We start from the raw sequence: 12,777 nt of genomic DNA, 5'->3' as shown, positions 1-12,777 counted from the left end.
CAGGCGATGTTCGTGCGCCGTGACCTGTTCCTGCGCCTGGGCGGATTTGCCAACCAGGCGCTGATGGAGGACATCGAACTGTCACGCCGCCTGCTGGCGGTAGGCCGGCCTGCTTGCCTGCGCCAGCCTGGTTGCGGCAGCCGCGCTTGCCCTCGCGCAGCGCTCGAAGGTCTTCCGCGATGTGTCTTCGCGTAGCGTCGGCCCCACCGAGCTGTCTGAGGCGCTCTACAAGGCCATCGACGAGGCGGTGCTCGCCGCGGGTACTCCAGCCAATATCTACGGGGTCGGCCTAGGCATGCCGGGTATCGTCGAGTCCACTACAGAGCTCGACGAGACGCGCACAATCACGATCTATGCGCAGAGCCTCAACTGGCCGCCCACTCGCCTCGACGCCATCTACGGCCGCGCAGACATTCCCGTCTTCGCCGATAACGGAGCCAAGACCCTTGCCACGGCCGAGGCCTGGTTCGGTGCGGCGAAGGATGTCACCGATGGCGTCGTCGCGCTGCTTGGCCGCGGCATCGGTCTCGGCATCATCAGCGACGGACGACTCCTGCAGGGCACGGCGAGCAGCGCGGGGGAGTGGGGGCACACCAAGGTCACTCTCGGCGGCCCCCTGTGCAACTGCGGCAGCCGCGGCTGCCTCGAGGCCTACGTTGGCGGTGGCGGCATCGCGCGCCGCTGGCGCGAAGCCGGAGCCGAGCCGTCTGCAAACGAGGAACTCGCACTGGCCGAGCTGCTGGCCGCAGATTCCCGAGGCGATGCCGTAGCGACACGAGTGCTCGACGAGACTGTGGAGATCCTCGGGCTTGGCCTGAGCAACCTCGTCAACCTCGTGAACCCAGAGCGCATCGTGCTGGGCGGTTGGGCGGGCCTGCAGCTGGCCAGTACTCACCTGGCTGAGATTGCCGATGCGACGCGAGGGTTCTCGCTTAAGCGCCCTGCGGCGCAGTTCGACCTCGTTCCATCCAAGATCGGCCGTGACGGCATTGCTCTCGGCGCGGCCCTGTTGGCCGTAGAGAAGCTCGTCGAGACGCCCCTCATCCAGACACTGGCGGAGTCAAAATGACCATCCTCGACCTCACCGCCTTCCCGGCTGATTTCCGCTGGGGCGTCGCGACCGCCGCCTACCAGATCGAGGGTGGGGCAAGCGAAGGCGGCCGAGGGGCGAGCATCTGGGACACTTTCTCGCATACCCCCGGACTTGTGCTCAACGGAGACAACGGGGACATTGCCGTCGACCACTACCACCGGTGGCCTGCCGACCTGGATCTCATGGTCGAACTTGGCATCAAGCACTATCGACTTTCGCTGTCGTGGACTCGACTGCAGCCGACCGGCGCCGGTGAGCTCAACCCGGAAGGTCTCGCGTTCTACCGCGACCTGCTCGGCGGGATGCGAGCGCGCGGCATCGAGCCTCTTGTCACGCTCTACCACTGGGATCTTCCACAGGAGCTGGAAGACGCGGGCGGATGGGCGAACCGCGACACCGCCCATCGCTTTGCCGACTACGCCTCTCGCGTCGTTGCAGAGCTTGGGTTCCTCGCCGCCGATTGGATCACCGTTAACGAGCCGTGGTGCGTCTCTTTTCTGGGCTACGGCAACGGAGTGCACGCCCCCGGCAAGAAAGACACTCGTCTGGCGGTTGCTGCTGCGCACCACGTCAATTTGGCGCACGGGCTCGCTCTCGCGGCAATCCGCGCGATCAATCCAGAGCTGAGGGTCAGTAACTCAAACCTCGTCACCGACATCGTGCCCGCGACTGACTCTGACGACGACGCCGCCGCGGTGCTGCGCCTCGACGCGATGAACAATCGCATTTTCCTCGACCCCGTCTACCGCGGCTCTTACTCGGCCGTCGTGCACGAGCTCTTCGATGAGTATGGGCTTGCAGGGCTGATCCACGACGGCGATCTCGATGTGATCGGCGCCCCGGTCGACTTCATGGGGCTTAACCATTACCAGCGCGTAGTGGTGAGTGCGAGTGAGGATGGCGGCTATCTGAAACTCACCGAGACCCCAGCAGAGCCAGCCACGACATCCTTCGGGTGGAGCGTTGAGCCTGATTCGCTGCGCTCGGTGCTCGCGCGTATCTCGAGCGACTTCACCACCCTGCCGATCTATGTGACAGAGAACGGCGCGAGTTATGACGACTACGCGGACCCCAACGGATCAGTCAACGACTGGCCCCGCGTCAAATACTTCAGCGGCTACCTCGCCGCTGCAGCAGAGGCAATCCGTGAGGGGGTGAACCTTCAGGGTTACTACGCCTGGTCCTTTCTCGACAACTTCGAGTGGGCCGAGGGCTACAGCAAACGATTCGGTCTCGTCTATGTCGATTATCCGACCCAGAAGCGAATCCCCAAGCAGAGCGCTCTCTGGTATCGGCAGCTCATCGCCGATCACGAGGATGCGACAGCGTCAGTTGTCGCAGCTATCCAGTGAAAATGCGGGAGCCCCTGCGCGAACAGTGACTCCCGCTCCAATCCCCGTTCCCAATGCATCAAGAATAGGAATCTCAATGAAGAGGATACTCGTCAGGGCCGTATCGCCACTGGCTATCGTCGGGTTGGCCTTTGGCCTGGCCGGCTGCAGCACCGAAGCGCCTGCAGCAGAGGCAACCGGCCCACTCACCGTCTGGATTATGGGTGACTCCGGTGCCAACTTCGAGTCGCTCGTGGCCCCCTACGTCACAGAATCCGGCCAAGAAGTCGAGGTCGTCGCAATCCCGTGGGACTCGATCGACGAGAAGCTCACGACCGCGGTCGCATCGGGTGATGGCCCCGACCTCATTCAGGTCGGCCTCAGCAAGCTGCGCACCTTTGCGGATGCCGGTGCGCTGATGCCACTCAACGCTGAAATTGCCGCCCACCCAGGCCTTGACCCCGCGAACTTCCCTTCCGGGGTGGCAAGTTCGGTCGGTGACAGCCAGGTGACCGTGCCGTGGGTAGCCGACACCCGCGTGCTGTTCTACCGCACCGATATCCTCGCCGAGGCGGGAATCGACGCTCCTCCCACCACGTGGGACCAGCTTCGCGAAGACGCGAAGGTTCTGGCCGGTCGCGGCGAGGGACAGTACGGTTACTACATCCCCCAGTGGGACAGCCCGCTGCCGCTCGAGATCACCTGGAGCTACGGCGGCGACGTCGTCGACGGCGATGGCAAAGTTGACTTCGACACTGACGCCTTCAACGCTGCAGTCGACACCTACCTCGGTCTCTACGCAGACAAAAGCGTTCCGGTCAACGGCGACTTCGACCAGACCCAGGGCTTCATCAGTGGCATCACCCCGATGCTCATGAGCGGCCCGTACCTCGCCGGCGGCATCGCCAGCGCTGCGCCGGAGCTCGAGGGCAAGTGGGACATCACGATGATCCCTGCTGGTGTCCAAGGCAAAGCAACCTCCCTGTTCGCCGGATCCAATCTCGGCGTCTGGTTCAACACCGACCAGAAGACTGCGTCGCTCGACCTGCTCGAGTACCTATCCTCGGTCAAAGCCCAGCTCAGCTGGTACTCGATCAATGGCGAGCTGCCGGCTCTCTCCGCGGCGCTCGAGGATGACTCGCTCACCAGCGACAAGCTCGTCGCGATCTACACGAAGCAGCTTGCCAACTCGAAGTCGCTGCCGCTCGTCGCCAACTGGGACGGTGGAACTGGCGCAGACCTGCTCGGCGCCCTCAACGCCATCGCCCTCACCGGCGCTGATAAAGACAGCACCCTCCAGGCATTCCTCGACGCCACGAAGGGCGCGCCGACCAACTAGGTAGAACCGATACTCGGGGGTCGTCGCCAGGCGTATACAGCGCTGGTGGTGACCCCCGAACCACGAAGACACGAAGGCAACACCGGACGGGAGCACGCCGATGAAACGCACACTCACCCCCTATCTCTTCGTTTCACCGGCGATGCTCTTGCTGGTCGCGTTCGGCATCTTTCCGATTCTGGTCGCGGCGGTCATCAGCACGACAAATATGAACATCTCTGGCTTCATCAGGCCGCAGAACATCAAGTTCATTGGCCTCGAAAACTATGTGAGACTGTTCAACGACCCGAAGTTCTGGCAGGCCCTCTGGAACACCGGCGGCTTCGCCGTGCTCGGTGTTCCAGCCATCGTCGTGCTCTCGCTCGCGGTCGCACTGCTTCTCAACCGCAGCGGCAACGGTTTCTTCCAGACGCTGCGCAGCTTCTATTTCATCCCGGCAATCACGGCGATCGTCGCCGTCTCACTTATCTGGGGCTATCTGTACAACACCCAGTTCGGCTTCTTCAACTACGTGCTCTCGCTCGTCGGCATTCCCGAGGTCCAGTGGCTCAGCGACCCGATCCTCTCCAAGTTCTCTGTCGGTCTTGTTGCCGTGTGGCGGGGGATGGGGCTCAACACCATCATTTTTCTCGCCGCCCTTCAGGGTGCTCCGAAGGAATATCTCGAAGCCGCATCCATCGACGGTGCGGGCGAGTGGCGAAAGACGTTCATGATCACGCTGCCGTTGCTGCGCTTCGCGATTTTCTTCGTCAGCGTCACAACGACAATTTCGTGGCTGCAGTTCTTTGACGAGCCGTTCGTGCTCACCGACGGCGGCCCGCTTGGCGCGACGACATCCATGTCGATCTTCCTATATAAAGAGGGCTTTCGGCTCAACCAGTTCGGCTACGCCTCTGCGGGAAGCCTTGTGCTATTCGCCATCATCGCCGTTATAACAGTCATACAGCTCAGGCTGAGGAGGGCCGACGATGAGTACTGACTCTCGCGCTCGCAGCCGCTCGCGCGCTTTGACCATCACAATTGGCATTGGCCTGGCAATCGGCGCGGTTTTCACGGCGTTCCCGTTCATCTGGATGCTCACCTCGTCTCTCAAGCCGCAGAGCGAGTCAATTGACTACCCGCCGACCATCTTGCCGCAGGCGCCGACCCTCGAGTATTACAAGATCTTGTTCACCGAACTCGATTTCGGACGCTACCTGGTCAACACGCTTATCGTCGTACTGATCAGTTACGTCGGTCTCATTCTCATGGCGATGGCGGGATACGCGTTTGCGAAGTTCGAGTTCAAGGGCAAGAAGGGGCTGTTCTTCCTTGTGCTGGCGACCCTGATGATCCCGGTTCAGGTCACGATGATTCCGACCTACCTCATCATTAACGGGCTGAATCTCACCAATACCCTCGTGGGGATAGCGCTGCCAACGCTCGTGAGCGGGTTCAGCATCTTCTTATTTCGGCAATTCATGACAACGATCCCCACTGAGATGCTCGAAGCGGCACGCTTGGATGGCGCCGGGGAGTTTCGCACGTTCTGGCAGATAGTGCTTCCGATGTCCAAGCCGATTCTCGCGGTGCAGGTCGTGCTGACCTTCATCACCGGGTGGAACAGTTTTCTTTGGCCGCTCATCCTCTCCAGCGATCAAAAGCTCTACACACTCTCCGTCGGCCTCAACCTCCTCAATCAGCAGCTCGCCGTCAACCCTTCGCTGCAAATGGCTGGCGCCTCGGTGATGGTGTTGCCGATTCTCATCGTTTTCATCATCTTCCAGCGCTACGTCATCCAGGGCTTTGCTCTGTCCGGATTGAAATGAGTCCCGTGCACTTTCCCGCTCGCCCAGCCGACTTCGCTGGTTTCATCCACCGCTCTGGCACCGACCTCGTCGACGGACACGGCACGGCGCTGCTGATGCGCGGCATGGGCATCGGCAACTGGATGCTGCCAGAGGGCTACATGTGGAAGTTCGGCCCCGGCGCCGAGTCGCCCCGCGAGATCGAGGCGCTAACAGAGCGACTCCTCGGCGAGAACTCGGCCAAGTTCTGGGCGGGCTTTCGCGCGAACTTCTTCGCTGAGTCCGACGTGCAGCGCATTGCAGAGAGCGGGTTCGACCACATCCGGCTGCCGATCAACTCCCGGCTGCTTATCGACGACGCGGGCACTCTGCTCGAAGCCGGGTTCGCGATGATCGATGACGTGATCCGCTGGTGCCGCTCTCACCGGCTATGGGTGCTGCTCGATCTGCACGGGGCGCCGGGCGGCCAGACCGGTACGAACATCGACGACTCTCCCCACAACAAGCCAGAGCTTTTTATGGATGCGCGATACCGCCACCTCACCCTCACGCTCTGGGGCGAGATCGCACGTCGCTACGCCGACGAAACCGTTGTCATGGGCTACGACCTGCTCAACGAGCCGATCCCCAACGAGTGGACGGAGCTGTACAACCCTGATCTCGCGCTGCTGTACCAGCAGCTGACACGCGTCATCCGCGAGGTCGATCAGAACCACCTCATCATGTACGAGGGATCGCACTGGGCCACCAACTGGGAGATCTTTGATGGGGTGTGGGACGACAACTCATGCCTGCAGTTTCATAAGTACTGGTCGCCGCCTGATACTGCAACGATCCAAAAGTTTCTCGACGCGCGCGAGGCGCTCGGCCTGCCCATCTACATGGGCGAGGGCGGAGAGAACAACCTCGAGTGGCTGTACACCGCCTGGCGCCTCTACGAAGGCAACAACATCGGGTGGAACTTCTGGCCGTGGAAGAAAATCGACACTGCCACCTCGCCTGCGTCGATCCGGCTGCCCGCGCGCTGGCATGAACTGGTCGAGCACGTTGCGGGCGGGCCAGCTCCCATCAAAGCGCAGTCGATTTTCGATGAGTTGCTTGAGAACATGAAGCTCGAAAACTGCCAGTGGCGCCCGGAGGTGATTCAGGCGATCACCGCGGTCGAGCCGCAGGAGATCCCGGCGTGGGGTTTCGGGTTTCGCGGGCGGGGCGAGTCGTTCGAAACCTCATCGGCGACACCCCTCGCAGCGATGCGAGACACAGATGCCGTCACCATCCGCTACGCCGAGTCGGCGACCCGCGACGGCCACTGGTTTGAGCACACCGACGGCCGCGACTACAGCGAGAGCGAACGCATGGTCGTCGATCTCGTCGCAGGGGACTGGCTTGAGTTCGAGCTGAGCGGCCCGGTCGACGTCGCGCGTGTCACGGTCGATGACGCACCGCTGAGTGTCGTGATCGAGCCGAGCGAACGCGGCTTTCGCGTGACCGCACTGTCTGCCGTCACCGTGGCCCGCCTGAGGATCGATCAGTAGCAGACAGAGCTGTCTCGTCGCCGGTGAGTCCGATGGGCGAGGACGGGCAGGCTCGTAGCGCACTACCTTGCCACGAAGATCGTGCGCGAGCGGGTGCTGGGCGAGACTTCAGGCCATGGGACCACGGGCGTCGCGATCGTGCTGGGACGCGGGATGCGCCTGTGGGATGACCTGCGGGAGCTTGAGCGCGACTACTCGGTCACGTCGGAGGTCGCTGAGAGCGGCGTCATCCACTTCGCGTTTGCGCGCTGAGGTTTCGCCGGACTGCCGCTACTGCTCGATCAGGTTGAGTTGGGTGCCATCCGGGTCGATGAGGTGGGCGATTCGGTGGCCCTAGGGCTGGGCGCGGGGCGGTGACAGTCGTGGTCTTCCGCTGGCGGCCACGGGCACGCCCGAGTTCTGGATGACCGCATACAGGTTGTCGAGGTCGGCGATGCGAATTCTGCACATGAACGAACTGGTCGAAGGGTCGAGGTCGGTGTGGCTCTACGAGGGACGCAGCGTCACTGCGATGACGGGCACAAGTTGCGCCGAGACGTCGTGCGGAATCGAGATCTGAAGCTCGCCGCTCGGGTCGGTTGCGCTTCGGTGCACCTCGGGCAGGCTGGCGACCGCAGTGAACTGGAGGGGTTCATCCCGCCCCAGCACGCGAACTGACTCGATTCTGTTCACTGGAATGCCAGAGATGGTGAGCGAGTCCCATGGCCGCAAGATGCAGTAGATAAAAAGGTATTCGCCCTGCGCGTCCACCTTGTGACCGACAGGCAGGGGAGCCCGCACACCACCGGGTGCTCGGTCGATGCCTCTCACCGCGGCCGCGTTGCGGTTGATCCACTCGCCGATGTCACTCAAACGCTTTTGAGCTTCGGCAGGGAAGGTGCCATCGCCCTTCGGCCCGACATTCAGCAGCAGATTGCCGCCGGAAGCGAGGGTCTGGGCAAGGTTGGTGAGAAGCTGGGGCGTCGACTTCCAGCGGTCGTCATCAAGCGTCCAGCCCCAGGAGTCATTCATCGTCATGCAGATCTCCCACGGCATGGACGGCGAGACCTCGGGCAGCTGCTGCTCGGGCGTGGCAAAGTCTCCGAATCCGACACAGCGATCGTTCACGAGGCACTCCGGCTGCAACGCTCGTACGTGTTCACGGATGCCCGCGAAATCCCACTCCGCCGCGGTGTGATCGAACTCTCCGTCGAGCCACAGCACGTCGATGGTGCCGTAGTTCGTCAGGATCTCCTTGAGCTGGTCGATAAAGAACGCCCGGTACCGACCCCATTGTTCGGGGGAGGTGCGCACGTAGCTTCCGATCTGGTACGGCTTCGTGGTCGTGGCATCTGTCATGGTCGGATACTCGGGGTGATGCCAATCCGGCAGTGAGAAATAGAGACCGATGCGGATGCCGCGTGAGCGCAGTGCCGCGACGAGCTCTGCGGTCAGATCCCGGCCGAACGGCGAGGTCCTGGTGATCGAATAGTCGCTGTGGGTGCTGTCGAACATAGCGAAGCCGTCGTGATGCTTCGTGGTGAAAACGGCGTAGCCCGCGCCGGACGCCGAGATAGTGCGCGCCCAGGCGTCCGCGTCGAACTCTGAGGGATTGAAGTCGGCGGCGTTGGCGAAGTACTCGTCGCAGGGGACGGGCTCACGCGGGGGGAACTGGCCTTCCACTCCGCCGGTCATCTGCCAGGAGAGCTCCCAGCCGCGGTGGGCGGCGTGACCGAAGTGAATGAATACTCCGAACCCGGCTTCGGTGAACCAATCGGTGGGCTGTGGTGCGACGCTAATGTGAACTCCTTTGTTCTGGATGTTGCAACACGACCATGATACGCGTAACATCAGTGGAAAATGATACGCGTAACAATAGACGCGACAATCCGAACTTCAAGCTCGAAGGAGAGCGATGACGACCATCCGCGACGTTGCTCGTCATGCACGCGTCGCTCCCATGACCGTGTCGCGTGTGCTGAATAACCCCGACTCCGTTTCGGATGCCACGCGGGTTCGAGTCGAGACCGCCATCGATGAGCTCTCGTACATACCGAACATGATCGGCCAGGCCCTTCGCAATAAGCTCACGGGGGCTATCGGCCTGGTTGTCAGCGACATCACAAACCCGTTTGCGATCCAGCAGATCACCGGCGTCAGCAGCGCGGCTCGCGATCGCGGGTTCAGCGTCGTTTTCGCCCAGACGGAAGCCAGCCCGGACGAAGAACTGCGCCAACTCAGGTCGATGATCGAGCGACGGGTCGATGGGATCATCCTCTCCCCGGTCTTCAACACACCGGATTCGGTTGACTTCGTCACATCTGCCAAGGGGACTGTGGTGGTGTTGGGCTATCCGATGCCCGATAACGACGTCGACGTTGTTCGCTGTGACAGCCGCGCGGCGGCCTCTGAGGCGACGGAGCACCTCCTCGCCCTGGGCCACCGCCGCATCAGCATGCTGAGCGGTCCGCCCGAGATCGTCACGGCTCGCGAACGGTCGGAGGGCTACAAGAACGCCATGCGTAGGGCGGGACTCGTGCCGGATGTTCGCTACGGCGCATTCACTGTGGCCAGTGGGTTCGAGATGGCCACCAAAATTCTCGCCTCAGAGTCTCGCCCGACCGCCCTGGTCACCGCGAGCAATTTCATCGCGTTGGGCGCCGCGCAGGCGGCGCAACGCGCGGGCGTGAGCATCCCGGCAGATCTCTCGATAACCACGTTCGATAACTCAAGAACGGATGTCGTGCTCGATCCTTTCTTCACCGGTGTAATCCAGCCGGTCACGAATATGGCTACCGCCGCGACCACTCTTCTCATCGACCGGATCGAGCATCGACTCGTGGGGCCAGGGAGGGAGATCGTGATGCCAACCACGTTCGAAGTCCACGGCTCGACAGCGCCACCCCCAGAGTTTCTGTAGCCAGCAGGATAGCTACAGGATTATGTCCCTCCTGCCCGGAGAGGACCCGCATCACAAGGAAGTGAAGGACACACATGCAGATCTCAAAGATCGGACTGAGGGTTGCGGCGATCATCGCCACGACCGCGTTGCTGGCAGGCTGCAGCACGGCCCAGGAATCGAGCGGCGGTGCAACCGAGATCAACTACTGGACCTGGTTCCCGCCTCAGGCGACGCTCGACGCGGCCATTGCCGCGTTCGAAGCCGAGAACCCCGACATCACGGTCAAGCTCCGCACCTTCGAGGCTGCCGACTACCAGAAGCAGCTCCCCCTCGCGCTGAGCAGCGGCGAAGACATCGATGTCGCGGGTGTGCAGGTCTCCGCGATGACGAACTCCGTCAAGGACTACCTGGTGCCGGCGGAGGACTGGGCGGCGGACATCCTGCCGGCCATCAACTCGATGATGGTCGAGCAGACCGCAGCCATCGCAGACGACGGGGTGCTGTACTCGGTGCCGCTGGGTTCGATCGGCAGCCCGCTGATGTTCTATAATGCCGCCATGCTCGACGAGCTCGGACTGTCGGTGCCCACCACGGCGGCCGAGTGGAAGAAGGATGTCGACGCGATCAGCGCAGCGCACCCCGAGGTCACTCCCGTTGTGTTCAGCGGCGAGCCGTACTGGCAGGAGGAAATGTTCTTCGCGATCGCGGAGCAGAATGCTCCGGGCCTTTCGGATGACATCATCGGCGGGGACGAATCGTGGGATCAGCCGGCAGTGGTCGACGGGCTGGATGCCTACAAGTCGCTATTCGATGACGGCATCGTGAGCCCGGATGTACTGAGCCTGCTCGGCAGCCGCCCCAGCGAGCTGTTCTCAGCCGGTGAGGCCGCGTTCTACATCGACGGGTCGTGGAACAACTCGCTGCTGTCTGCTGCGTACCGCGCCGAGAATGGCATCGAACTGACCGACGTCGGTGTGGCTCCGATGCCCCTGGTGGACGGTGGCAAGCCGGCCGTTCGCGCTCTCGCCGAGGGCGGCCTGGCCATCCCGACCGCCTCGAAGAAACAGGAGGCCGCGAAGAAGTTCATTGCCTTCATGCTGAGCGCCGGCGGTGCCGACGTGTGGGCCAAGGACCTCATCCTGGTTCCGAGCCTGACCGGCTACGAGGTGCTCGACAGCGTGCTCGAGTCGGATGCGGCGCTCGAGGGGTTCGCCGCAGCAACAGCGGTCATCTCGTCTCCCACGTCGAAGCGCGACAGCCAGCAGGACTTCCTGAATGCTGTCGAGGGCAACGCCATACTCGATGTCTTGCGCGGGACAACGTCGTCGAAGGACGCCGCGGCTCGGCTTCAGAGCGAGTGGACATCCGGTCGTTACCCGCACGGTTCGGGCCAGTGACCGACTCAAACAAGACGACGCTCGTTACACCGCGTGGGGGGAGCCGCAGGCTCTCCCCACGCGGTGGGGGGTCAGTGACCAAGCGCAGGGGCGCGTGGTACGCGCTTGCCTTCCTGGCGCCGATCCTTGTGTTCTATTCGATCTACTACCTCTTCAGTTTCGGCATCCTGGGCGTCGTCAGCACCCAGAGAGTCGGCCTGACGTTCAGGCGCGCCATCGACGTGGGCGCTGAGAATTTTTTTCTGGTCGCGCAAGACCCTTCGTTCCAGCGTGCCCTCGTCAACACCATCGCGTTTGGCCTGTTCAGTGTTGCCGTGTCCCTCACGCTCGGCTTCATCCTGGCGATGATGCTGGCCTCGGGCGTGCGCATTCGCCGTCTGTTTTACACGGTGTTCCTGCTGCCATCGCTGATCCCGATGTCGTTGTTCGCGACCGTGTTCGGCCGCATGCTCGAATCCCGCGACGGCGCCATCAATGAGTTTCTCCGTTCGGTGGATCTCGGCTTCCTCGCCCAGGATTGGCTGGGCGACCCGGCCGCGGCCTACGTCGCCGTGGCAATCATCCTGACCTACGCGATCGGCCTTCCGATCATGTACTACACCACGGATGTCGCGCAGGTGAACGCCTCACTGCTCGAATCGGCGACGCTGGACGGTGCATCCGTCTGGCAGATCTATCGGATCATGCTCTTCCCGCTTCTGAAGTCGACCCACATCACGGTCGTTCTCTCGGTGATTCTGGGCAGCTTCCGGGCCTTCGACATCATTTTCTTCTCGACCGCAGGCCAGCCCGGTGGCCGCACCGACATTGTGGGCACCTACATCTACAAGGCGACGCTCGGCCTTGACCGCGTGGGCTACGCGGCGGCTGCCTCGATCATCGTTCTCGTGATAGCGCTGGCGATCTCGGTGCTGCAGATCATCGTGCGACGAAAGGCACAGTAGCTATGGCAACCAGGGTAAACGACGAGCGTCTGCCGCTGCAGATCCGCCGGTGGGATCGCGTCGCCATCTACATCTTTCTCGGCATTTTCGGGATCGCCTTCGCTGCGCCGCTCATCAATGCGGTGCAGATGTCGGTCGCCGTGGGGGGCGTCGCAAACTTCGGCGAGGTGGTGACGCGCGACCTGAACGGCGTCTCGATTCCGCAGACGTTTCTCAACAGCGCGATCATCGCAGTGATGCACGCAATACTCGTCTGCACCATCGGGGCGATGGCCGCTTACGCATTCTCGTTCATCGACTTCCATGGGCGCGAGGCGCTTTACTATGGCGTGCTGCTCTTTCTCGCAGTGCCGGCGACGGCGATCCTCGTGCCGGTGTACTTCCTGAGTGGCTCGCTCGGGCTGTTCAATACGCACCTCGGTGTGGCCCTCCCCGAGGCGGTGCTCACTCTTCCCTTCGCGGTGCTGCTG

Annotated in this window: 12 protein-coding genes and 1 pseudogene; 12 read left to right on the top strand and 1 reads right to left on the bottom strand. The window is 62.5% G+C overall.

Annotated elements, in window-relative coordinates; all coding sequences use genetic code 11:
* The 8 genes from RMN95_RS02170 to RMN95_RS02135 all read left to right on the top strand — a co-directional run.
* The coding region (locus RMN95_RS02170; RefSeq protein ID WP_309615321.1) for a hypothetical protein at positions 1-195 on the top strand (195 nt) is incomplete at its 5' end.
* A complete protein-coding gene (locus RMN95_RS02165) occupies positions 182-1,069 on the top strand; it encodes an ROK family protein (RefSeq protein WP_309615320.1) in 888 nt (295 codons plus the stop codon). The genes RMN95_RS02170 and RMN95_RS02165, both read left to right, overlap by 14 nt.
* Complete coding sequence (locus RMN95_RS02160; RefSeq protein ID WP_309615319.1) at positions 1,066-2,445, top strand: GH1 family beta-glucosidase; 1,380 nt, start codon at positions 1,066-1,068, stop codon at positions 2,443-2,445. Before RMN95_RS02165 ends, RMN95_RS02160 begins: the two co-directional genes overlap by 4 nt.
* 76 nt (positions 2,446-2,521) lie before the next feature.
* A complete protein-coding gene (locus tag RMN95_RS02155; protein ID WP_309615318.1) occupies positions 2,522-3,763 on the top strand; it encodes an extracellular solute-binding protein in 1,242 nt (413 codons plus the stop codon).
* Positions 3,764-3,863: 100 nt separating this feature from the next.
* Positions 3,864-4,742, top strand: a complete 879-nt coding sequence (locus RMN95_RS02150; protein WP_309615317.1) for a sugar ABC transporter permease — start codon at positions 3,864-3,866, stop codon at positions 4,740-4,742.
* On the top strand, positions 4,732-5,571 hold the full coding sequence (locus RMN95_RS02145; protein WP_309615316.1) for a carbohydrate ABC transporter permease: 840 nt from the start codon (positions 4,732-4,734) through the stop codon (positions 5,569-5,571). The genes RMN95_RS02150 and RMN95_RS02145 overlap by 11 nt, the downstream gene beginning before the upstream one ends.
* A gap of 5 nt (positions 5,572-5,576) precedes the next feature.
* Positions 5,577-7,085 (top strand): cellulase family glycosylhydrolase, encoded by a 1,509-nt coding sequence (locus tag RMN95_RS02140; RefSeq protein WP_309615315.1) that lies wholly within the window; start codon positions 5,577-5,579, stop codon positions 7,083-7,085.
* Between the two features lie 81 nt (positions 7,086-7,166).
* A complete protein-coding gene (locus RMN95_RS02135; RefSeq protein WP_309615314.1) occupies positions 7,167-7,337 on the top strand; it encodes a hypothetical protein in 171 nt (56 codons plus the stop codon).
* A 234-nt stretch (positions 7,338-7,571) separates the two neighbouring features.
* Here RMN95_RS02135 and RMN95_RS02130 read toward each other — a convergent pair whose 3' ends face one another.
* Positions 7,572-8,915, bottom strand: a complete 1,344-nt coding sequence (locus RMN95_RS02130) for an alpha-L-fucosidase (RefSeq protein ID WP_309615313.1) — start codon at positions 8,913-8,915, stop codon at positions 7,572-7,574.
* 64 nt (positions 8,916-8,979) lie between these two features.
* On the opposite strand from RMN95_RS02130, the gene RMN95_RS02125 reads away from it, so the two are divergent.
* From RMN95_RS02125 to RMN95_RS02110, 4 genes and pseudogenes are all read left to right on the top strand, one after another.
* Positions 8,980-9,984, top strand: coding sequence for a LacI family DNA-binding transcriptional regulator (locus tag RMN95_RS02125; protein ID WP_309615312.1), 1,005 nt, complete (start codon positions 8,980-8,982; stop codon positions 9,982-9,984).
* A 74-nt stretch (positions 9,985-10,058) separates the two neighbouring features.
* Positions 10,059-11,363, top strand: coding sequence for an ABC transporter substrate-binding protein (locus tag RMN95_RS02120; protein ID WP_309615311.1), 1,305 nt, complete (start codon positions 10,059-10,061; stop codon positions 11,361-11,363).
* Between the two features lie 74 nt (positions 11,364-11,437).
* Positions 11,438-12,307, top strand: coding sequence for a sugar ABC transporter permease (locus RMN95_RS02115; RefSeq protein WP_309615310.1), 870 nt, complete (start codon positions 11,438-11,440; stop codon positions 12,305-12,307).
* A 2-nt stretch (positions 12,308-12,309) separates the two neighbouring features.
* Positions 12,310-12,777, top strand: a pseudogene (locus RMN95_RS02110) (hypothetical protein); the annotation flags it as partial.

The organism is Salinibacterium sp. (genome assembly GCF_031364185.1).
In the GTDB taxonomy this organism is placed as follows: domain Bacteria; phylum Actinomycetota; class Actinomycetes; order Actinomycetales; family Microbacteriaceae; genus Rhodoglobus.
This window is presented reverse-complemented; position numbering and strand designations above follow the sequence as displayed.